The following is a 22,381-nucleotide window of genomic DNA, read 5'->3' as shown; positions in this document are numbered from 1 at the left end:
CTGCCTCTCCTCTCGGCTGACGTCACAGACAAGACAGGGCAGCAGTCGCGGATGTGACTGTCACAAGCTCCGGGGGTGCCCTGTCTTACCTGATGACAGCTCAAGACAATCGAAAGGGATCTGCGATGAAGATCGTCGTGATCGGCGGCACCGGCCTGATCGGCACGAAGCTGGTGGCGAAGCTCACCGAGCACGGCCACGAGGCGGTCCCGGCCGCTCCGAGCACCGGGGTCAACACGATCACCGGCGAGGGCCTGGCGGATGTGCTGAAGGGCGCCGACGTGGTCGTCGACGTCGCCAACTCGCCGTCGTTCGAGGCCGGGCCGGTGATGGAGTTCTTCAGGACCTCCACCTCGAACGTGCTGGCGGCCGAGGACGCGGCCGGCGTCCGGCACCATGTCGGCATCTCGATCGTCGGCACCGAGCGGCTGCCGGACAACGCCTACTTCGCCGCGAAGATCGCCCAGGAGGAGCTGATCAAGGCCTCCGGGATCCCGTACTCGCTGGTGCACGCGACCCAGTTCTTCGAGTTCGTCGGGCCGACCGCGGACGAAGCCACCTGGGACGACGGCAAGGTGCACATCGCGCCGGTCGCCTGGCAGCCGATCGCCGCCGAGGACGTCGCGAAGATCCTCGGTCGGACCGCGGTCGGCGAGCCGCTGAACACGCGGATCGACATCGCCGGGCCGGACGAGGTGCGGATGGACGAGTTCATCCGCAAGGCGCTGTCCGAGCGCGGTGACACCCGCGAGGTCGTCTCCGACGTGCACGCGCGGTACTTCGGCTCCGAGCTCACCGAGCGTAGCCTGGTCCCGCTGGGCGAGGCCACGCTGGGCGAGCTGCACTACGCGGACTGGTACGCGGCGCAATGACCGGCGTACCGGAGTCCGAGTTCCTGCGTGAGCTCGACGTCGAGGTGGAGGCGGACATCCGGCTGAACGCGGCCGGGACGCCGCCCGAGGACGAGTCACCCGAGGAGTGGCTGATGGATCCGTTCGAGGTGCAGGCCGAGGCGGCCGACCTGAACAGCCTGCACAGCGCGATCGAGGCGCTGGAAGGAGAGCCCGGGCCGTATCCTCCAGCGGATGACTGAGGATCTGGACGACGCGGTCGCGGTCTTCAACCAGGTGCGGCCGCGCCTGATGGGGATCGCGTACCGCATGCTGGGCAGCCACGCCGAGGCCGAGGACCTGGTCCAGGAGGTGTGGCTGCGCTGGCAGGCCGCGGACCGCAGCGCGGTCCAGAGCCCGGTCGCGTATCTGTCGACGGCGGTGACCCGGCTCGCGATCAACGCGAGCCAGTCCGCGCGGGCGCGCCGGGAGACGTACGTCGGACCGTGGTTGCCCGAACCGGTCGACACCAGCGCCGACCCGTACCTCGGCGCCGAGCGCGGGGAGGCGCTGAGCTTCGCGGTTCTCCTCGTGCTCGAACGGCTGTCGCCGACCGAGCGCGCGGCGTACGTCCTGCGGGAGGCGTTCGACTACCCGTACGACGAGTTGGCCGCGATGCTGCAGACGTCCGAGGCCGCGGTCCGGCAGCTCGTCAGTCGCGCCCGCAAGCGGATCCGGGCCGAACGCCGGACCGAGGTCAGCGGGGATCAGCAGAAGACGTTGCTGACGGCGTTCGTCGCGGCGGCGCGCTCCGGTGATCTCGCCGTGCTCGAGCAGTTGCTGGCCAAGGACGCGATCAGCTACTCCGACGGCGGCGGCGCGGCCCGGGCGTCGAAGTTCCCGGTGGTCGGCGGGCTGCGGGTGGCGAAGTACCACCGGGCGTTCCACACCCGTTTCTGGGTCGGTGTCGAGGTGGAGTTCGGTACGGCGAACGGCCGCGCGGTGGCGATGCTGCGCCGCGACGGGGAGGTGTTCGCGGTGTGCACGGTGACCGCGTCCACCGCAGGGATCGACGAGGTGTTGTGGCAGATGAACCCGGCGAAGCTCACCGCGGTCGCTTGAGCAGGAGGTGACGTTGTTCAGGCGAGGTGATCATGCCGTCGTGCACCGGTTCGCGACGGCGTGCCGGGCCCGCAGTGCCGGGGCGCTCCGGAGTCTGCTCGCGCCGGAGGTGGTCGCGGTCAGCGACGGCGGCGGCCGGGTGGCGGCCGCGTTGGACCCGGTCCACGGCGCCGATCAGGTCGCGCGGTGCGTGACGGAGCTGGTCGGCCCGGAGACCGTGCTGACCGTCGAGGCGGTCAACGGCGAGCCGGGTGTCGTGCTGCGGGCGGTCGGCAGCGTGGTCGCGGTGATGAGTCTGAAGGTCACCGGCCCGAAGGTGTCGGCGGTCTGGATCGTGCTGAACCCGGACAAACTCCGGCACTGGCGCACCGGGGAATGAACCCCGGCCGGTCTGGTGTTGACATGTCAACCTAGACTTGGTGCGTGAGTGGACAGGAGCGTGCGGAGATGGCCGAGCTGGCCTTCGGACTCGATACTTTCGGTGACATCCCGGTGGACGACAGCGGTGCGCCGGTGACAGCCGCCGCGGCGATCCGGCAGGTCGTGGACGAGGCGGTGCTCGCCGATCAGATCGGCGTGGACGCGATCGCGCTCGGTGAGCACCACCGCCCGGAGTTCTCGATCTCGACGCCGGAGACGGTGCTGGCCGGGATCGCCACCCAGACGTCGAACATCCGGCTCGGGTCGGGTGTGACGGTGCTGAGCTCGGACGACCCGGTGCGGGTCTTCCAGCGGTTCTCGACCGTCGACGCGCTGTCGAACGGGCGCGCCGAGGTGATCCTCGGGCGCGGCTCGTTCACCGAGTCGTTCCCGCTGTTCGGCTACGACCTGGCCGACTACGACAAGCTCTTCGAGGAGAAGCTGCAGTTGTTCGTGCGGTTGCTCGACGAGAAGCCGGTGACCTGGGAAGGCACCGTGCGGGCGGCGCTGGACAACATCGAGGTCTACCCGAAGACCGAGTCCGGCCGGCTGACGACGTGGGTCGGGGTCGGCGGGTCGCCGCAGTCCGTGGTGCGTACGGCGTACTACGGGTTGCCGCTGATGCTCGCGATCATCGGCGGGTCGCCGGACCGGTTCGCGCCGTACATCGACCTGTACAAGCGGGCGGCCCAGCAGTTCGGGACCGTCGCGCATCCGGTCGGCATGCACTCGCCGGGGTTCGTCGCGGAGACCGACGAGCAGGCCAAGGAGATCTACTACGCGCCGTACAAGGTGATGCGGGACCGGATCGGCGCGTTGCGCGGCTGGCCGCCGTTGAAGCGTGCGGAGTTCGAGTCCGAGGTGCTGCACGGATCGATGTACGTCGGTTCGCCGGAGACCGTCGCGCGCCGGATCGCGGGCGCGGTCAAGGCGCTCGGCGTCGAGCGGTTCGACCTCATCTACTCGGGCGGTCCGCTGCCGTCGAGTGCGCGGCTGAAGGCCGTCGAGCTGTACGGCACGAAGGTGATCCCGCTGGTGCGCGACATCCTGGCGGAGTCCGAATGACGACGATCGGGATCCTGGGCGCGGGCAAGGTCGGGACCGTGCTCGCACGGCTGGCCGTCGCGGCCGGGTATCGCGTGCTGATCGCCGGCTCGGGTGATGTCGAGAGGATCGCGCTGATCGTCGAGGTCGTCACGCCCGGAGCCGTCGCCACCACTGCCGCCGAGGCCGCGGCCGAGGCGGACTTGGTGATCCTGGCGCTGCCGCTGGGCAAGCACCGCACGATCCCGGTCGACGCGCTCCGCGGCAAGCTGGTCGTCGACGCGATGAACTATTGGTGGGAGGTCGACGGCATCCGCGACGACCTCACCGACCCGCGGACGTCGTCGTCGGAGATCGTCCAGCGGTTCCTGCCGGAGTCCCGCGTCGTGAAGGCGTTCAACCACATGGGCTACCACGACCTCGACGAAGGCGCCCACGCAGCGCACCGCAAGGCGATCGCCGTCGCGGGGGAGCCGGCCGATGCCGAGGAGGTCGCGAGGATCGTCGACGCGCTCGGCTTCGACCCGGTGCTCGCCGGACCGCTCGCCGACGGCAAGCGTCTGGAGCCCGGTACGGAACTCTTCGGCGCCAACGTCGACGCGGAGGAACTCCGCGCCATGCTCACCCGCTACCCCGAAACCGTCCGGGGCCAGGAAGTAGCCCGGGCCCGCGCGGCCGCCTAGCAAGGATCACCCGCAGGAGGGAGTTCGCGCGGCGGACGAACTCCTACGGTGGAGGCATGCGGAGGATACCGGCGTACGGCGTTGCGGTGTTGATGATCGGCTATGCCGTCGGGAAGGCGGTGTTCGCGGTCGAGGGCCGGCTGGGATTCCCGTCCGGCCCGATCGTCCCGCCCGACGCCGCGGAGGCGTACTTTCTGAACCCCGCGCTGGCCCAGGCCTTCGCCGCGATCTCCGGCCTGGCCGGCGCGGCCCTGGCGCTGGCCACGGTGAGCCCGTTCGGCCGCCGGGTGCCGCGGAAGCTGCTGCTGGCCGGCGTTCTGCTGCTGGCGGTCGGCGTCGGGGCCGGAGCGGTGGTGATGGTGCTCGACGGGTTCGTCGGGCTAGGCATCGGCTGGCAGTGGTACCACGGCATCGTCGGTCTGGTCGTGCTCGGTCTGCTCGCGGCGCTGGCCCACGGCTCTCTCCGCGCCGACGCCGGCCGCGATCACGCAGCCGATGCCGAACGCCTGCAGGAGCGAGGGGGACTGGCCGAGCAGTAGCCAGCCGATCAGCAGCGCCAGGGCCGGTTCGAGGCTCATCAGCGTGCCGAAGACACCGGCGTCGATGCGGCGCAGCGCCAAGTACTCCAGGCTGAACGGGATCACCGGGAGCAGCAGCGCCAGGCCGAAGCCGACGGCGACCAGTTGCCAGGTCATGACCGGGATCGTGGCCGGTCCTGCCACGGCCGTGGCCACGATTGCGGCGACGGGCAGCGAGACGCCCATGCCTTGAAGGCCGGCGACGTGGCTGCCCACGTGCTGGGTGAGGACGATGTACGCCGCCCAGCACGCGGCCGCGCCGAGCGCGAACAGTACGCCGGGGCCGTCGACCGACCCGTGCCACGGCTGGGTCAGCAGCAGCACGCCGGCGAAGGCCAGCGCCGGCCAGACCAGTCGCCCGCGGCTCCGCAGGACGGCGACCGACAGCGGGCCGAGGAACTCGAGCGCACTCGCCGTACCGAGCGGGAGACGTGCCGCGGCAGCCATGAACAGCAGTGTGACGCCGGCCGTGGCGACGCCGAGACCGACCGCGGCCAGGAACGCGTTGCGGTCGAAGGAACTCGGCCGGGGACGGAACAGCACGAGGACGATCAGCCCGGCACACACCAGACGCAACCAGGCCGCACCCTCGGGCCCGACCCGGTCGAACAATCCGACGGAGGCGGCCAGTCCGAGCTGGACCATCGTCATGGACAGCACCGCGAAGGCGATACCGGTCTCACGTGTGCGCATACCGTCCAGTCAAGCTCGGGATTTCGTTCGCGTCCACGTGAGAATCCTGGACATATCGTTCATGATCGATGAATGGACGTCCGCCGGCTCGAACTCCTGCTCGCCCTGTCCCGACTGGGCTCGATGCGCGCCGTCTCCGACGTCCTCGGCGTCACCACCTCGACCGTCTCGCAGCAGATCGCGGCGCTCGCCCACGAGGTCGGCACACCACTGTTGGAGCCCGACGGCCGCCGCGTGCGCCTCACGCCGGCAGGCCGCCGCCTGGCCGACCACGCCGTCCACATCCTCGCCGCCCACGAGGCCGCCCGGGCCGACCTCGACCCGTCCGCCGACCCGGCCGGAACCGTCCGCGTGGCCGCCTTCCACACCGCGATCCGCGACACGCTGCTCCCCGTCGTACCGCAGCTGCCGCCCGCCGTCCGGGTGGCGATCCAGGAACAGGAACCACCCGAGGCGATCGCATTGCTCGAGCGCGACCAGGTCGACCTCGCCGTCACCTACGACTACAACCTCGCGCCCGCCCCGCAGCACGCCGCGCTCCAGGCCGCACCGTTGTGGGAGAACACGTGGAGCCTCGCCGTACCGTCACGGTCTCGCCGTACGTCCGGTACGGCGGTCGACGTCATCGCCGCGTTCGCCGACAGCGACTGGATCGTGAACTCCCGGCACACCGCCGACGAGCGGGTCGTCCGCACCATCGCCGCCCTGGCCGGTTTCGAGCCCCGCGTCACGCAACGTGCCGACAGCCTCCATCTCGTCGAGGAGATGATCACCGCCGGCCTCGGCGTCGCTCTGATGCCCGCCACCTACCCCAGAGCCACCGGCCTGTCCTTACGCCGCCTCCGCGACCCCGAACCCCGCATGCGAGCCCATGTCCTGACCCGCCGAGGCCGCGGCGGCTGGGCCCCACTGGCACTCCTCGTCGACCTGCTCAGCGCTTCACGGCATGCAGGAGCTGCAGGGTCAGGTCACCGTCAGTGAAGAGGGTCCAGGAAAGCAGGATGTCGGCGAGGTCATTCGACGAGCTTGCCGTCGGACGAGACGTGGCGCATGAGCTGCCGCAGCTCGGCGGGGATCGGGGGGATGGGCTCCTTCTCGATCGCGCCGGGGCCGGACCAGACGAGGTTGACCTGGAGGGATTCGTCGAGGTCCAGGTGGTCCGAGCGGTTGTGGCAGCCGCGGGTCTCCCGCCGTACCAGCGCCGCGTCCAGGGTGGCCCGCGCGGCCAGCGCCGACGCCTTCAGGTCGAAGGCGTGGGCCAGGTCCTGGAAGCCGGCGATGTCCGGGTGGACGCCGATCTGCTTGATCCGTTCCTCGACGTCCGAGAGTTCCGCGAGGCCGGCCTGCAGACCCGCCTCGTCGCGGACGACGCCGGCCCGCGCCGTCATCGTGTCGCGCAGGGCGCGTTGCAGGGCGCGGACGTTCTCCGGCCCGTCGTTCGTCAGCAGCTGGTCGACCTCGGCGCGGGCCTCGGCGACGGCGTCCGCGGAGCGCAGTTGGGCCTGCCGGCGGATCGAGTACTTCGCCGCTTCCTCGGCGACGATCCGCCCGAACACGAGCAGCTCGATCAGCGAGTTGCCGCCGAGCCGGTTCGCGCCGTGCAGTCCGCTCGCGGCCTCGCCGATCGCCCACAACCCGTCGACGCCGGTGCCGTGGTCCTCGGGCCGGACCCAGACGCCGCCCATCGAGTAGTGCGCGGTCGGCGCGATCTCGATCGGCTGCTTGGTGATGTCGAGCATCTGCAGCTCGAGCAGCGTCTGGTAGACCCGCGGCAGCCGCCGCATGATCGTCTCGCGGGGCAGGTGCGACACGTCCAGCCAGACGCCGCCGTTCTGCGTCCCGCGGCCCTCCTTGATCTCGGTGTACTCCGCCAGCGCGACCCGGTCCCGCGTCGACAGCTCCATCCGCTCCGCGTCGTACCGGGCCATGAACCGCTCGCCGAGCGCGTTGCGCAGCCGGCCGCCCTCGCCGCGGGCCGCCTCGGACACGAGCGTGCCCGCCGCGTTCTCGGGCTCGATCAGCCCGGACGGGTGGAACTGAACCAGCTCGGGATCGCGCAGCCGCCCGCCCGCGAGCACGGCCAGCCGGAACGCGTCGCCGGTGTTCTCGTCGCGCCGCGACGACGTCCGCCGCCAGATCCGGGTGTGACCGCCCGCGGCCAGGATCACCGCGTCGGCGTGGATCACGTACCGCCGACCGGTCGTCAGGTCGAAACCGTAGGCGCCGAAGACCGTGTTGTCCTTCACCAGGATGCGGGTCACGTAGACCGTGTCCAGGATCGGTACGCCGAGCTGCACCGCGCGGTTGATCAGCGTGCGCTGGATCTCCAGCCCGGTGTAGTCGCCGGCGAACGCGGTCCGGCGGTAGGTGTGCGCGCCGAAGAACCGCTGCGAGATCCGCCCGTCGGCCTCGCGCGCGAACGGCATCCCCCAGCGTTCGAGGTCCTCGATCCCGCGGGCCGCGCCCTGCGCGACGACCTGCACGGTGACCGGGTTCGCGAGTAGGTAGCTTTCCTGGAGGGTGTCGGCCGCGTGCTGCTGCCAGGTGTCGTCCGGGTCCATGGTCGCGAGCGCCGCGTTGATGCCGCCGGCCGCCAGCGAGGTGTGCGCGTCGGAGCGCGAGCGTTTGCCGAGGGCAAGAACCTCGACGCCCTGCTCGGCCAGTTCGATCGCCGCCCGGAGGCCGGCACCACCGGTTCCGATCACCAGGACCGACGTGGCGATCTGCTGTTCGGTGATGCTCATCTGTTCTCCTTTGTGCGCTGCGGATGTCCTCACCCACCAGGACAACGCAGAGTGGCGTTCTGTGACTGTCGCCCCGGTCACAACCCGGCTGTCTGTCCGGTCTCACCCAGTACCCGAGGGAAGAGGAGAACCCCATGAGTGAGAATCCGGTCGTCGTCCTGGTCCACGGCGCGTTCGCCGAGTCGGCCAGCTGGAACGGCGTCGTCGAGCGGCTGCGGGAGCGCTCGATCGAAACGGTCGCGGTGGCCAACCCGCTGCGCAGCCTCGACGGCGACGCGCAGTACGTCCGCGACGTCATCGCCGGGATCGGCAAGCCGGTGGTCCTGGTCGGGCACTCGTACGGCGGCATGGTGATCACCCAGGCCGCCGCCGGGAACGACGCGGTCAAGGCGCTCGTGTACGTCTGCGCGTTCGCACCCGACCACGGCGAGACCGCGTTCCAGCTGTCGTTGATGTTCCCGGGCAGCACGCTCGGCGACGCGCTGAACGCCTACCCGGTGGCCACCGGCGGCAACGAGCTCGCGATCCGCCCGGACGTGTTCCGTCAGCAGTTCTGCGCCGACGTACCCGCCGAGCAGGCCGTGCTGATGGCCGCGACCCAGCGGCCGGCCACCGAGGCCGCCCTGACCGGCCCGCTGCCGACGTCCACGCCGGCGTGGCAGACGATCCCGTCCTGGTTCGTGTTCAGCGACCAGGACATGAACATCCCGGTGGCCCTGCACCGGTTTCTCGCCGACCGCGCCGGTGCGAAGGACACCCGCGAGATCGCCGGCGCCTCGCACGCCCTGAGCGTCTCCGAGCCGGAGGCCGTCACGGCCACGATCCTGAACGCCCTCGAGGCCTGACCACGCAGTTGGCCACGCACTCGACCACGTAATCGGCCACGCAGTCGACCATGGGGTCTCCAGGGCGCGAACCCCGTGGCCGGCGGCCGACGCTGGAAGTGTTCCCCAGCGTCAGGAGGCCGGATCGTGAGTACGGCGGGTTTGGACGAGTTCCTGCAGGCTCGGCCGCGGTTGTTCCGGATCGCGCGCCGGATCGTCGGCAACCAGCACGAGGCCGAGGAGCTCGTGCAGGACGTCTGGTTGCGCTGGCAGCGGACGGATCGGTCCGCGGTGGCCGACCCGCAGGCCTTCCTCGCGACTGCGGTGTCGCGGCTGGCGATCAACCTGGTGCAGTCGGCGCGGCGCCGGCACGAGACGACGGTCGGGCCCTGGCTTCCGGACGAGCGGGTGGCGGCCGGCCCCGATCCGCATGCGTACGCCGAGAACCGGGAGGCGTTCGCGACCGCCGTCCAGCTGTTGAAGGACCGGCTGTCGCCGGCCGAGCGGGCGACGTACGTGCTGCGGGAAGGCTTCGACTACCCGTACCGTGACATCGCCGAGACGCTCCGGATCGGCGCGCCGAACGCGCGCCAGCTCGTCAAGCGCGCCCGCGACCGCTTGGCGCAGGAAGCCGTCTGATCGGCGCTTGCGGTACTGGCGGGTTCTGTACCCGTATCGTTGTTCGCACGTAGCCTCTGACGGGTGGGGTGGCAGCGATTGCGCGGGCGGCGAGCGGAGTCCGCACGCCTCGACCACGTGGTCGCCGGGGTGCGCTCCGGGGACGGACAGGTGCTGGTCATGCGCGGCGAGGCCGGCATCGGCAAGTCGGCGCTGCTCGAGTACGTCGCCGGACGGGCCGACGGCTGCCGGGTCGCGCGCGCGTCCGGGGTCGAGTCGGAGATGGAGGTCCCGTTCGCCGGCCTGCACCAGCTGTGCCTCCCGCTCCTCGGTCTCAGCGATCGCCTGCCCAGTCCGCAGCGCGGCGCCCTGGAGATCGCGTTCGGGCTGAGCGGCGGGGGACCGCCCGACCGGTTCCTGATCGGTGCGGCGACGCTCAGTCTGTTGTCGGCGGCTTCCGATCGGGAGCCGCTGCTGTGTGTCGTCGACGACGCGCAGTGGCTCGATCAGGCCTCGGTCCAGACGCTGACCTTCGTGGGGCGCCGGCTGTTCGCGGACCGGATCGGACTGGTCTTCGCGCTGCGCGAGCCGGTGACCGCACCGGAGTGGAGCGGGTTCCCGGAGCTGCCGGTCGGCGGTCTCACCGACGAGTACGCCGGTTCGCTGCTCGACTCGGTCGTGCCCGGGCGGCTCGACGCGCCGGTCCGCGACCGGATCGTGGCCGAGACCCGGGGCAACCCGCTGGCGCTGATGGAGCTGCCGCGCGGGCTGACCGCGGCCCAGTTGGCCGGCGGGTTCGAGCGACCGGACAACCGGCCGCTGGCGAGCCAGATCGAGCAGAACTTCGCGCTCCGCGTCCAGGCGCTGCCGCAGGACACACAGCGGCTGCTGCTGACCGCGGCTGCCGAACCGGTCGGCGACGTACCGCTGCTGGTCCGCGCTCTCGTGCCGCTCGGCGTGCCGATGAGCGCGGTGGCCCCGGCCGAGGCCGCCGGGTTGATCGATATCGCGGCCCGGGTGCGGTTCCGGCATCCGCTGGTCAGGTCGGCGACGTACCGCGCCGCGGACCCGGCGGACCGGCGTGCCGCGCACCAGGCCCTCGCGGAGGCGATCGACCCGGAGCTCGATCCCGATCGCCGCGCCTGGCATCGCGCCCAGGGCGCCGACGGCCCGGACGAGGACGTCGCGGCCGAGTTGGTGAGCTCGGCCGACCGGGCGCAACGGCGCGGCGGTATGGCGGCCTCGTCCGCGTTCCTCCAGCGCGCGACCGAGCTGACGCCGGACCCGGCGACGCGCTCGATCCGGGCCCTCGCCGCCGCGCAGGCGAGCCTGGCCGCGGGCGCCTTCGAGACCGCGCTGCGACTCCTGAACACCGCCGGCCAGGGGCCGGTCGACGCCTTGCACCAGGCGCGCGTGAACCTGATGCGCGCGCAGGTGACGTTCGCCTCCGGGCACAGCCTGGAAGCGCCGCCGCTGCTGCTCGACGCGGCCCGGCGGCTCGAACCGCTCGACCTCGGCCTGGCGCGGGACACCTACCTGAACGCCCTGGCCGCGGCCCAGTTCGCCGGCCGCTTCGGCGAGAACAGGGGCATCGCGTACGTCGCCCGCGCCGCCAAGGCCGTGCCCCGGCTGGCGGAGCCACGCAAGCGTGACCTGCTGTACGACGCGGTCGCGACCTTGTTCGCGGACGGTTATCCGGCCATGGTCGGGCCGGCGCGGGACGCGACGGCCGCGTTCGAGGCGGAGAACGGGACGCCGGAGAGGGACGACCTGACCTGGATGTGGCTGACCGCGGTGCTGGCCGTCAACCTGTGGGACGACCGGAGCTGGGACCTGCTCACCGCGCGGCACCTCCGGATCGCGCGCGAGGTCGGCGATCTCAACCAGCTGCCGCTCGTCCTGCACCACCGCGTGATGCTGAGCCTGTTCGGTGGCGAGCTCACGGCGGGCGCTGCGCTGCTCGCCGAGGTGAAGACCATCCACGACGCGACCGGTGCGGACCTGGCGTCGTACGGCGAGATCTGCCTGGCTGCCTGGCGTGGACAGACCGACGCCGCGGCGCTGATCGCCGCCAGCCTGGACGACTCGGCGGCGCGCGGCGAGGGCGGTGCCGTGTCCTTCGCGTACATGGCCAACGCCTTGCTGCACAACGCCCAGGCGCAGTATCAGACCGCGCTGACCTCGAGTCTCGCGGCGACGGCGTATCCGGCCGAGCTCGGCGCGGCGAGCTGGGCGCTGCCGGAGCTGATCGAGGCGGCGTCGCGGGCGGGACGTCCCGAGGCCGCGGCGGAAGGGTACGGCCGGCTGAAGGAGCAGGCCGAGGCCACCGGAACGGACTGGGGCCTCGGGGTCCTGGCGCGGGCGACCGGGCTGCGGTCGGACGGTCGCGCGGCCGAGGCGGCGTACCAGGAAGGGATCGAGCGGCTGAGTCGCACGCGGATGCGGATGGACCTGGCGCGGACGCACCTGGTGTACGGCGAGTGGCTGCGGCGGGAGGGCCGCCGGCAGGACGCGCGCGGACAGCTGCGGATGGCCTACAAGCTGTTCTCGGAGGCCGGTGCCGGTGCGTTCGCCGAGCGGGCGGCGCGGGAGCTCGCGGCCACCGGTGAGGTGCTGGACGAACGCCGTACGGCGGACACCTCGGGCCGGGACTCGTTGACGGCGCAGGAGGCGCGGATCGCCGATCTGGCCGGCGCGGGGCTGACGAACGCCGAGATCGGTGCGCAGATGTTCCTCAGCCAGCACACTGTCGAGTGGCACCTGCGCAAGGTCTTCGCGAAGCTGGGCATCACGTCCCGCAAGCAGCTCCGCCCGTAGATGTCACAACCGGCCGCGGCCGGGTGTCTTACTTGTGGGAAGTTCGACGGACGGAGAGTGCGGTGCGCAGGATCCTGGTGGTGGGCGGCGGATATGCCGGGTTCTACACGGCGTGGCGGCTGGAGAAGAAGCTGCGGCGCGGCGAGGCCGAGGTGGTCGTGGTCGACCCGCGGCCGTACATGACCTACCAGCCGTTCCTGCCCGAGGTGGTCGCCGGGTCCGTCGAGGCCCGGCACGCGGCCGTGTCGCTGCGGCGCAACCTGCGGCACACCAAGCTGGTGGCCGGCATGGTCACGAACATCTCGCACGCGGACAGGACCGTGACGATCCACCCCGCGGACGGGCCGGACTACGAGCTGACGTATGACGTGATCGCGGTGACCGCCGGCGCGGTGACGCGGACGTTCGACGTACCGGGCGTGGCCGAACGGGCGATCGGGATGAAGCACGTCGAGGAAGCCGTGGCGATCCGGGACCGGCTGTTCACCGCGTTCGACGAGGCGGCCGGGCTGGAGCCGGGCCCGGCGCGGCGCAAGCTGCTGACGGTCACGTTCGTCGGCGGCGGGTTCTCCGGTGTGGAAGGTTTCGCCGAGCTGCTGTCGCTGGCGCGGGCGCTGCTGAAGAAGTACCCGGAGCTGTCCGCGGACGAGCTCGGGTTCCACCTGGTCGAGGCGACGCCGCGGATCCTGCCGGAGGTGACCGACCGGCCGGGCGACTGGGTCGTGAAGATGCTCGAGAAGCGCGGTGCGGTCGTCCACCTGAACACCACGATGCAGTCGGCCGACGACGGTCACGTGGTGCTGTCGGACGGCACCGAGTTCGACTCGGAGCTGATCGTCTGGACCGCGGGCAACGCCGCGACCCGGCTGCTGCGCAACCACACAGACCTGCCGCACAACGAGCGCGGCCTGGTCCAGGTCCGGGCGGACCTGCGGATCGGCACCGACGCCGAGGTGGTCACCGACGCCTGGGCCGCCGGTGACGACGCGGCGGTGCCCGACCTGACGTCGCCGGTCGAGGGCGCGTACACGGTCCCGAACGCGCAGAACGCCGTACGACAGGGCAAGCTGCTGGCGAAGAACCTGCTGCGGTCGCTGCGCGGGCGGGCGCCGAAGAACTACGTGCACAACAGCCTCGGCGTGATCGCGACGCTCGGCCTCGGGAACGGGATCTTCCAGTACAAGCGGCTCGTCATCAAGGGCCTGCCGGCGTGGCTGATGCACCGCGGGTACCACGTGCTGGCGGTCCCGACCTGGGACCGGAAGATGCGCGTTCTGTCGATCTGGCTGGTGTCGTTCTTCTACGGCCGCGACATCGTGTCGCTGGCCTCGGTCCAGAGTCCGCGCGAGGCGTTCCAGACCGAGGCCAAGGCCCGCAGCCTCAGCGCGAGCCGTCCGGGATGAGCAGGTCGGTCAGCCCGAACGTCTCGCCTTCGGCAGGCAGTGTCGGCTGCCAGCCAGGCTCGAGACTGAGGTAGCCGGCCGGGTCGGCCCGCAGCAGTCCGAGCAGTACCTCGGCGACGATGCGTCCGCCGACAGGCCCGAGGCGGTCGCCGTCGCCGAAGGCCTCGGACTCCTTCAGGACGTAGAACCACAACGGCGTACCGCCCGGCCAGGTGCCCTCGGTCAGCGGCGGTACGCCGAGCAGCTCGGCGACCTCCTCACCGCTCGGCAGACCGGTGGTGTCGCCGCGGAGCAGATCCCGGACCGCGAGGGACTTGTACGCCGCCTCGTCGACGGCGCCGGTGACCTCTTCCGGCAGCCCGATCAGGCTCGCGGGGAGCCGCCCGTCGAGCCGCTTCGCGCGTTGCGCCGGCGGACGACCGGGGACGTCGAAAACCTGCGTGAGATCGAGCCGCTGCCGAGGCGCCCCGAAGCCGACCAGATCGGGGAACAGCGGCACCTCGGGTCCACCCGCGGTCAGGCGGTACGTGTGCCGGATCTGGCCGTGACCGTAGCGGTATGCCGCATCCGCGAACTCGAACGGGATGAACGCCTGCAGCGGTTCCGGCGTGAACCACTTCCCGCCGCCGGTCAGCACCTCGTGCACCAGCGGTCGCCCGACCAGCCGCGGCAGGAAGTCGTGGACCACCACCCACTGGTAATGCCAGGTGAGCGTGATCCGCGCCCGCTCGAACACCTCGTCCTCGGGAACGCCGCTCGCCCGCAGCCGGTCGACGATCCGGTTGTGCGCCCGCAACAACGCCACGTGCAGCGTCAGCGAGAACAGGTGGACGTCGTTGCGCGGGTCGCCGATCAGTGCCACACCCTGCGGGTTCCGCGGTACGTCGTCCCCGTTCAGCAGGAACTTCGCCGGGTCGTGCAGGTCGAACAGGTACGGCGAGCCGATCGGGCCGTCGGCGTACAGCATCTCCAGGTTCAGCCGCGGCGAACGCGCGTTCCGCAACGCGCCGGTCTCGACGCCGCCCGCGATCGGCGAGCGGTCCGCGGTCGTGTCGTGGGCCAGCAGTTGCCCGAAGAACGGCCACCCGGCCGCCTGTTCCGCGTCGTCCCCGCCGCTGCCGGGATCGAGCACCGCGGCGGCGTCACAGATCCCGCCGTCCGCGCCCGCCCGCATCAGCACCTGCGGGTCGGCGCCGAGCGGCTCCAGCCCCGGGAACATCCGCCCGTACCGCGCTCCACCAGTCGGCCGATCCACGCTGCGGACGAGACTCAGACAGTGGTCCCGCGCCGCCGGATGCCTGCTCATGCACTACCTCCCAAGGATTCGAATCCACTGGAGAGACAGCACAAGCACTCCGATTGTGACCGCGCTCAGCTGATGCGGGTAAGGCGGCCGTCCTGCTGGATGCGGATGGTGGTTTTGCGGGTTCCGACGGTCAGGTCGACGAAGAACATGCCGCTGACCGTGCGGGTCTTGTACGTGACGGTCTCGGTGGAGTTGGCCGGGACGATCGCGGAGAGGACGGTCGCGGCGTTGCCGTTGCGGTTGAACTTGACCACGGGGGCCGGCTCGCGGTGGAAGATGTCGGGGTAGTACCAGCCCTGGACCGGATCCTGCCGGCCTTGGACGACGGTGATGCCGTCGGCGGGCGGCTGCTGCTGGTACGGGATCTGCAGCAGGTAGGTCTTCGCCTTGCCGCCGGTGGCGATCGCAGTGGTCGGCGACTGGACCGTCACCTTCTGGTCCGGCGCCAGATGCCAGAGCGTCTCGTACCGCTGGGTGCTCGTCGCCTGTCCGCGGTCGAGCGTGATGACCAGGTCCGGATCCTTGAGGACCAGGACGTCGCGCTTGCGGGTCACGCCCGGCGCGGGCGAGTCGGCGAGCGAGTACGACTCCCAGGTCGGCGTGATCGACGCGCGGACCAGCTGCGTCGGCACGCTCACGGTCTCCGCCGACGGGATCGTCATGACGTTGTGCGCGGCCTGGCTCTTCGACCACGCCTGCCACTTGTCGAGCTTGTACCCGGAGTGTCCCGGATCGATCAGCACGTCGTGGCCGTGCGACGAGTAGGTGATCGACATGTGGTCGTCGTGACCGTGCAGCGTGCGCGCGACGCCGTACCGGATGCTGTACGTCGACTCCTGCCCGAACGGCCGGGTCTCGCCCCATCCGGTCCGGCCGAAGATGTACCCGGCGTCGTAGACCGCGCCCCGCTTGGACGGCTTCGTCCCGCGCTTGCCGAGCGAGGCCACGTAGTCGAGCGCGGTCCCGGCCGCACCGGTCGGCTTCTGCCGGACGGCGTCACCGACCTGTTGCAGCTCGCCCGTCGACTTGGTCGCCAGCGCCAGCCACTCCGACAACGCGGCGCGCCGCTGGGCGATCACCTGCCCGGGGTTGGCGCCGCAGCGCTGCAGGGTCGTCGTCGCCCGGCCCCACAACAGGTAGTTGAACATCGCGTACCCGACCGACTGCTCGTTGGTCGACCCCTGCGGGTCGATCGCTGTCGTGATCGCCTGGGTCAGCCGGTCCACGGCGAGCTTCTTCAGCTCCGGACGTTTCAGCGTGCAGCCCACGCCGAACAGCGCGATGCTCTCGTCCGTCCCGTGGTTGGACGACCCGCTCCAGTTCACGATCATGAACTGCGCGTGGTCCACGAGCGCCTTGTCGAGCCAGGCGTACTGCGTCGGCAGCGAGCTGACCCGCATCCCGGTGAGTACGGCCTGCCGGGCGCACAGCAACACGTTGGTGCGGTGCATCGTGGCCTCCCACGCGCCGACGTCGCCCTTCCACGAGTACGGGTTGTCCTGCACCCAGTCGTGGATGATCGCCAGCACGTGCCGCAGCGCCTTGCGGTCACCGCGCTGCCCGGCCTCGATGCCGTTGCCGAGCCAGCGCAGCGAGTGCAGCCACATGTACCAGCTCGGCTTCTGGTACGGGTTCGAACGCCAGTTGACGTCGCCACTCCCGTTGCCGACCTTGTACGGCGGGTCGTCGCCCCACGCGAACGTGTCCTGCAGCAGCATCGGCAGCGGAACGCCGGACTGGATCCCGCTGAAGCCCGGGCACTCGTAGGTACCGGTGTTCGCGACCGGGGTCGACGGCGGGGGAGTGGCCGGTGTGTCGACACCGGGCAGCGGCTCCTCGCTCGAGGTCGTGTCGGGGACGGACGGCCGTGGACTCGCTGTCGGGCTGGGCGGCGGGCTGCCCGGGGCCGGCGATCCGTCGGCGGACGCGGCGGTGGGGCGGTTGCGGGCGCCCGGCATCAGCACGAAGACCGCGCCGGCGAAGGCGACACCGCAGACCAGGACGCAGGCAAGCGTCAGCGCGACGGTCGTACCCAACCGCCTGTTCGGCTGCGCCACTCGCCCCCCTCTCCACCTGCTAGACGCTCGGTGCCCGCCGATTGGTTGCGCCCGGCCCCCGGTTTGTCCGATTCGTACCCCGGCGAGCAGTTTCCTCCAGCGCGTCGCCGATCACGAATCGGCTGCCGTCGAGGGTACGAGAACCGGGGTCCGGCGGCCGAACGCGGTGACGCCCAGGCCGGCGATGCTCGCGGCGGCGGCGACCAGCGCGCAAGTGACGAAGCCGCGGGCGAGATCGTGCGCGGTGCCCAGCAGTGGGCCGAACGTCGCCACACCGATCGCCCCGCCGATCTGCCGGGACGTGTTGAACGCAGCCGACGCGGCGCCGTGCAGGCCGGACTCGACCGCGGCGATCGACTGTGCGGTCATGGTCGGTACGAGCAGGCCTGAGCTGAACCCGATCGGGACGAGTGCGAGCACCATCGGCCACACCGCCGGCGACGTACTCGCCCAGGCCAGGGCGAGCAGCGCTACGGTGAGCACCGCTTGGCCGATCGCGAGCACGGCCGGTCTGCCGAGGCGGCGGGTGAGCGGCGCGGAGCACAGGTTGGCGATCGAGATCAGGCCGGTCAGCGGCAGGAAGAGCAGCCCGGTGACGAGGGCGCTGAGGTGCCGCCCTTGCTGGAGGAGCAGGCTCATCGTGAACAGCACGCCGTAGAAGGCGAAGTTGAGCAAGGTGCCCTGCAGCGCCGCGGTCGCGAAGCCGCGCTCGGCGTACAGCTTCAACGGCAGCAGCGGCGACCGGACGGATCGCTCGACCAGGACGAAACTCACCAGACCCGCGAGGGTGATCCCGACCGCGCCGATGACGGCCGGGTCCAGCCGGCCGCGCGCCGGAGCTTCGATCAGCGCGAACACCAGGCCGCCGATGAACGCGGTCGCGGTGGCCATCCCGGCGACATCCGGCCGCCGGAACCGCCGCTCGACGGCCGGCATCGAACGCCACGCCCAGAGCGCGGCGGGGATGCCGATCACGACGTTCACCGCGAAGACGGCGCGCCAGTCCGCGAGCGCGACCAGGCCGCCGCCGAGCAACGGCCCGGCCGCCATCCCGGCGCCGCCGGCCGCGGCCCACCAGCTGACCAGGCGGTGGCGTGCGTGCTCGTCGGTCGCGGACGCGGTCGCGAGGACCAGTGCGCTCGGCAGCAGCAGCGCGGACCCCGCGCCCTGGACCAGCCGGGCGAGGTTCAGCATCAGCATCGAACCGGCCGCCGCGCAGACAGCCGACGACAGCGTGAACACGAGCAGCCCGGCGAGGAACGCCCGCTTCGCGCCGAGGGTGTCCGCGATCGCTCCGGCGCCGAGCATCAGCGCCGCGAACGACAAGGTGTAGGCATTCAGCGACCACTCCAGCTCGGCGCGGGACGCGTGCAGGTGGGTGGCGAGCTGGGCGAGGGTGACGTTCACGATCGTGCTGTCGACGAAGACCATGAACGAGGCGATCAGCGCGAGTGCGACGACCGACCGGCGGTGCTCCAAGGGCATACGGCCACCTTACGACCTTGTTCGATGTGCGTCGAACAGTATTTCTCCGGCCGGCACCCGTTGACCTCGACCAAGCCGCTGGCTACGGTGTCGGAAATCGATTTCTCCCGCCTCCGCCCGTGAAGGAGAACCGAATGACCACGCAGGATCTTCCGCCCGGCTGTGCCAGCAGATCCTGTGCCGGTGACTGTCCCCGGGCCCAGCTGAGTCGCCGGACGTTCATCGCTCTCGGCGCCGGCGCGGTCGGTGCGCTCGCCGTTCCCGGTCAGGCGCTCGCCGCCCTGGCCGCGCCGCCGCGCCGTGATCCGGCGGTGTTGTTCGACCGCGGTACGGCGACGTCGTACACCGGTGCCGCGCTGCCGAGGATCGGGATGCCGGTCGGCGGCGGGACGACGGGACAGGTCTACCTGGCCGGCGACGGGCGGCTGTGGGCGTGGGACATCTTCAACCCGACGTCGTTCCCGCTCGGCGGGGCAGACTTCTCCGGGCACAACTACGCCGAGCCGCTGTCGGCCGACCAGCCCGGCGCCGGGCGGTTCGGCCAGGGGTTCGCGCTCCGGACGACCAGGCGCGGCCGGACCACGACCCGCCGCGTCGACGCGACCGGGTTCGCCGACGTCGAGTTCACCGGTTCGTACCCGATCGGCCGGGTCACGTACGGCGACGCGGACAGCCCGGTGTCCGTACGGTTGGAGGCCTTCTCGCCGTTCGTCCCGCTGTCCACGGCGGACTCGACGCTGCCGGCAACGATCATGGCGTTCACCCTGCGGAACACGTCGCCGGATCCGGTCCGGGCGACGCTGCTCGGGTACGCCGAGAACCCGGTCTGCATCGAGAGCCGCTTCCGCCAGCCCACCAGGTTGCGGGCGCGCGGCTTCCGGGGCGGTCTCGAGTTCGGCGCTGTCGACGACGACTCGGTGCAGGACGACATCGTCTTCGAAGACTGGGAGAAGGACACCTACGACGGGTGGACCGTCACCGGCGACGCGTTCGGCACCGGCCCGGTGCGGCCGCTCGACGTACCGAACCTGATGAAGCGCTTCGGCGATCTGAACGTGTCGGGGACGCGCTTCGTCACGTCGTACGACTTCCGCGGCGGCGGGTACGACGGCCCGGTCGGGAAGCTGACGAGCCGCGAGTTCACGATCGAACGCCGCTACGTCGCGGTCGGCGTCAGCGGCGGACGTCATCCCGGCGAGACGTGCGTGAACGTGGTCGTCGACGGGCAGGTGGTGGCCACCGCGACGGGTGCCGAGAGCGAGCCGTTGGTGGCGCAGATGCTGGACGTCGGAGCATACGCGGGACGGACGGCGCGGATCGAGATCGTCGACGCATCGACGGGCGCGTGGGGTCACCTCAGCTGTGACGCGATCGTGTTCACGGACCGGCCGGACATCGTGTTCGAGACCTGGGACCAGCCGACGTACGACAGGTGGACCGTGGCCGGTGAGGCGTTCGGCGCGGGCCCGGTGACCGCCGCCGAGACGCCCGACGGGTTCCGGCGGCCGTTCGGCGTGCGGACCGAGCTGAACGTCAGCGGGCGGTTCGTCACGTCGTACAACTTCCGCGGCACCGGCGACCCGGATCGGTACACAGGCTCGCTCACCAGTCGCGACTTCGTGATCGAGCGGCGGTTCGTCACGGCCTGGGTCGGCGGCGGCCACCACCAGGGCGAGACGTGTCTCAACGTCGTGGTCGACGGGCAGGTCGTGGCCTCGACAGCGGGGACGGACATCGAGCCGCTGACCGCGGTGTCGATGGACGTGGGCGCGTACGCCGGGAAGACGGCGCATCTGGAGATCGTCGACGCCAATACCGGCGGCTGGGGTCATGTGAACGTGGACCGGATCCTGTTCAGCGACCGCCCGATCCGCCGGCAGCCGGTGGCGGACCGTCCCGACGGCGGCACGTTTGCCCTTGCGGCGCTGACGCCGGGCGGGATGGTCCGGCCGTCGATCGCCGAGTGGTCTTCCGTCGACGCGCTCTTCGACTCGGGCGCGGCGCCGGCGGAATCGGACGGGCCGCAGGCCGGGACCGTTGCCGTGACCGTGACGCTGAAACCAGGGGAGTCGCGGACGATCCGGTTCGCCTACGGGTGGTTCTTCCCGAACCCCGAGCGCGAGCTGTTCGCCGAGCTCGTCGGCGCCTCGACGTTCCGCCGGCACTACGCGACCCGGTTCACCTCCGCGCGCGACGTGGTGTCGTACCTGGCTGCACACGCCGAGCGCCTCGAACGCGACACCAAGCTCTGGGTGCAGACCTGGTACGACGATTCGACGCTGCCGCACTGGTTCCTCGAACGGACCCTCGCAACCGCGTCCACGCTCGCGACGAGCACCTGTTACCGCTGGGACGACGGGCGTTTCTACGCGTGGGAGGGGACGTACTGCTGCGCCGGGACGTGCGAGCACGTGTGGAACTACGCGCAGGCGATCGCACGGCTGTTCCCTGCGCTCGAGCGCGACACCCGGGAACGGGTCGACCTCGGGATCGCGTTCCGGCCGACCGGCGAGATCGGCAACCGCGGCGAGGCCGGCGACGCGTCGACGTCGTTCGCGGACGGGCAGACCGGGACGATCCTGCGGATCTACCGCGAGCACCAGATGAGCAAGGACTCGGCGTTCCTGCGCCGGGTCTGGCCGCGGGTGCGGACGGCGGTCGAGTTCCTGGTGACGCACCGGGACGGGCCGGACGAGGACGGCATCTTCCGCGGCAGCCAGTGGAACACGCTCGACACCGAGTGGTTCGGCGAGGTGCCGTGGATCAGCGGGCTGTACGTCGCCGCGCTCCGGGCGGCCGCCGCGATGGCCGGCGAGGTCGGTGACGCGGCGAGCGCTGCCCGGTACACGGCGATCGCCGAGCGCGGGTCGGCGTACCTGTCCACGACACTGTGGAACGACGAGTACGGGTACTACGTGCAGAAGGTCGACCCGGCGCATCCGGCGGCGGAGAACAGCAACCGGGGGTTGTTCGTCGACCAGATGTACGGGCAGACGTACGCGGCACAGCTCGGCCTGCCGCGGGTGTTCCCGGCGGGTCAGGCGCGGACGGCGTTGCGTCGGCTGTACGAGTCCAACTTCCGGGCGGATCCGGGGACGTACCGGCCGCCGGGCATCGGGGTCGGGCGGGTCTACGCGACCGAAGGCGAGAGCGGCGTCATCATGGCGACATGGCCGCGCGGCGGGTCGTCCGAGACGCACGGGCTGATGTACTTCAACGAGGTCTGGACCGGGCAGGAGTACCAGTTCGCCGCGCAGCTGTTCGCCGAGGGCATGACCGAGGAGGCCCTCGCCGTCACCCGGGCGATGTACGAGCGGTATTCGGCCGGGAAACGCAACCCCTACAACGAGATCGAGGCCAGTGACCACTACGCCCGCGCGATGATGGGCTACGGCGTCTACCTGGCCGCCTGCGGCTACGAGTACCACGGCCCCCGCGGCCACCTCGGCTTCGCGCCACGCATCCACCCGGAGAACTTCCGCTGCGCGTTCACCGCCGCGGAGGGCTGGGGCTCGTACAGCCAACGCCGTACACCCGGCACGCTGTCGGCGTCGGTCGAGATCCGCTACGGCCGACTGACCCTCAACACCCTGTCCTTCGAAACCACCAAGCCGGCCCACCACGTCGAGGTCAGACTGGGGCGGGAGCGGGTGGCCGCGCGGGTAGTTGCTGACGGCAACCGGGCGGCCGTCACACTCGGACGGTCGGTGGTTGTCGCACCGGGCGAGGCGCTGGAGGTGACCGTCAGCTGAGAGGG

At 71.1% G+C, this 22,381-nt stretch carries 17 protein-coding genes; 12 read left to right on the top strand and 5 right to left on the bottom strand.

The window, feature by feature from the left end; all coding sequences use genetic code 11:
- Window positions 1-125: 125 nt before the first annotated feature.
- The 6 genes from AB0L64_RS06995 to AB0L64_RS06970 are packed head-to-tail and all read left to right on the top strand — an operon-like array spanning window position 126 to window position 4,099.
- Window positions 126-872, top strand: a complete 747-nt coding sequence (locus AB0L64_RS06995; protein ID WP_363708600.1) for an SDR family oxidoreductase — start codon at window positions 126-128, stop codon at window positions 870-872.
- On the top strand, window positions 869-1,093 hold the full coding sequence (locus AB0L64_RS06990) for a hypothetical protein (protein ID WP_355692064.1): 225 nt from the start codon (window positions 869-871) through the stop codon (window positions 1,091-1,093). The genes AB0L64_RS06995 and AB0L64_RS06990 overlap by 4 nt, the downstream gene beginning before the upstream one ends.
- On the top strand, window positions 1,086-1,952 hold the full coding sequence (locus tag AB0L64_RS06985) for an RNA polymerase sigma-70 factor (protein ID WP_363708597.1): 867 nt from the start codon (window positions 1,086-1,088) through the stop codon (window positions 1,950-1,952). The genes AB0L64_RS06990 and AB0L64_RS06985 overlap by 8 nt, the downstream gene beginning before the upstream one ends.
- Before the next feature lie 40 nt (window positions 1,953-1,992).
- Window positions 1,993-2,331 (top strand): hypothetical protein, encoded by a 339-nt coding sequence (locus AB0L64_RS06980; protein WP_363708596.1) that lies wholly within the window; start codon window positions 1,993-1,995, stop codon window positions 2,329-2,331.
- Between the two features lie 44 nt (window positions 2,332-2,375).
- Entirely contained in the window at window positions 2,376-3,437 is a 1,062-nt protein-coding gene (locus AB0L64_RS06975) for an LLM class flavin-dependent oxidoreductase (RefSeq protein ID WP_363708594.1), read from the top strand.
- Window positions 3,434-4,099, top strand: a complete 666-nt coding sequence (locus AB0L64_RS06970) for an NAD(P)-binding domain-containing protein (RefSeq protein WP_363708592.1) — start codon at window positions 3,434-3,436, stop codon at window positions 4,097-4,099. Before AB0L64_RS06975 ends, AB0L64_RS06970 begins: the two co-directional genes overlap by 4 nt.
- Window positions 4,100-4,479: 380 nt before the next feature.
- Here the strand turns inward: AB0L64_RS06970 and AB0L64_RS06965 are convergent, their stop codons facing one another.
- Window positions 4,480-5,370 carry an EamA family transporter gene (locus tag AB0L64_RS06965; protein ID WP_363708590.1) on the bottom strand — a complete coding sequence of 297 codons (891 nt, stop codon included), beginning with the start codon at window positions 5,368-5,370 and terminating at the stop codon, window positions 4,480-4,482.
- A gap of 72 nt (window positions 5,371-5,442) precedes the next feature.
- Between AB0L64_RS06965 and AB0L64_RS06960 the strand changes: the two genes are divergently transcribed.
- Window positions 5,443-6,351: a LysR family transcriptional regulator gene (locus tag AB0L64_RS06960; RefSeq protein WP_363708588.1), complete on the top strand. Its 909-nt coding sequence runs from the start codon at window positions 5,443-5,445 to the stop codon at window positions 6,349-6,351.
- Between the two features lie 32 nt (window positions 6,352-6,383).
- Here AB0L64_RS06960 and AB0L64_RS06955 read toward each other — a convergent pair whose 3' ends face one another.
- Window positions 6,384-8,114 (bottom strand): FAD-dependent oxidoreductase, encoded by a 1,731-nt coding sequence (locus AB0L64_RS06955; RefSeq protein ID WP_363708585.1) that lies wholly within the window; start codon window positions 8,112-8,114, stop codon window positions 6,384-6,386.
- 134 nt (window positions 8,115-8,248) lie between these two features.
- On the opposite strand from AB0L64_RS06955, the gene AB0L64_RS06950 reads away from it, so the two are divergent.
- The 4 genes from AB0L64_RS06950 (at window position 8,249) to AB0L64_RS06935 (ending at window position 13,776) form a co-directional block, all read left to right on the top strand.
- Complete coding sequence (locus tag AB0L64_RS06950) at window positions 8,249-8,959, top strand: alpha/beta hydrolase (protein ID WP_363708583.1); 711 nt, start codon at window positions 8,249-8,251, stop codon at window positions 8,957-8,959.
- Between the two features lie 126 nt (window positions 8,960-9,085).
- Window positions 9,086-9,577, top strand: coding sequence for a sigma-70 family RNA polymerase sigma factor (locus tag AB0L64_RS06945; RefSeq protein WP_363708581.1), 492 nt, complete (start codon window positions 9,086-9,088; stop codon window positions 9,575-9,577).
- Between the two features lie 63 nt (window positions 9,578-9,640).
- Window positions 9,641-12,373, top strand: a complete 2,733-nt coding sequence (locus AB0L64_RS06940) for an AAA family ATPase (protein WP_363708579.1) — start codon at window positions 9,641-9,643, stop codon at window positions 12,371-12,373.
- Window positions 12,374-12,435: 62 nt separating this feature from the next.
- Window positions 12,436-13,776: an FAD-dependent oxidoreductase gene (locus AB0L64_RS06935; RefSeq protein ID WP_363708577.1), complete on the top strand. Its 1,341-nt coding sequence runs from the start codon at window positions 12,436-12,438 to the stop codon at window positions 13,774-13,776.
- On the opposite strand, the gene AB0L64_RS06930 is transcribed toward AB0L64_RS06935, so the two are convergent.
- From AB0L64_RS06930 to AB0L64_RS06920, 3 genes are all read right to left on the bottom strand, one after another.
- Window positions 13,754-15,082: a peroxidase family protein gene (locus tag AB0L64_RS06930; RefSeq protein ID WP_363708575.1), complete on the bottom strand. Its 1,329-nt coding sequence runs from the start codon at window positions 15,080-15,082 to the stop codon at window positions 13,754-13,756. The two genes, AB0L64_RS06935 and AB0L64_RS06930, sit on opposite strands and share 23 nt — an antisense overlap.
- Before the next feature lie 65 nt (window positions 15,083-15,147).
- Window positions 15,148-17,139 carry a heparinase II/III family protein gene (locus AB0L64_RS06925; RefSeq protein ID WP_363708573.1) on the bottom strand — a complete coding sequence of 664 codons (1,992 nt, stop codon included), beginning with the start codon at window positions 17,137-17,139 and terminating at the stop codon, window positions 15,148-15,150.
- A 111-nt stretch (window positions 17,140-17,250) separates the two neighbouring features.
- Window positions 17,251-18,624 carry an MFS transporter gene (locus tag AB0L64_RS06920; RefSeq protein WP_363708571.1) on the bottom strand — a complete coding sequence of 458 codons (1,374 nt, stop codon included), beginning with the start codon at window positions 18,622-18,624 and terminating at the stop codon, window positions 17,251-17,253.
- 134 nt (window positions 18,625-18,758) lie between these two features.
- Between AB0L64_RS06920 and AB0L64_RS06915 the strand changes: the two genes are divergently transcribed.
- Window positions 18,759-22,376 carry a GH116 family glycosyl hydrolase gene (locus AB0L64_RS06915; protein WP_363708569.1) on the top strand — a complete coding sequence of 1,206 codons (3,618 nt, stop codon included), beginning with the start codon at window positions 18,759-18,761 and terminating at the stop codon, window positions 22,374-22,376.
- The last annotated feature ends 5 nt before the right edge of the window (window positions 22,377-22,381 follow it).

It is taken from the genome of Kribbella sp. NPDC051936 (assembly GCF_040680955.1).
In the GTDB taxonomy this organism is placed as follows: domain Bacteria; phylum Actinomycetota; class Actinomycetes; order Propionibacteriales; family Kribbellaceae; genus Kribbella.
This window is presented reverse-complemented; position numbering and strand designations above follow the sequence as displayed.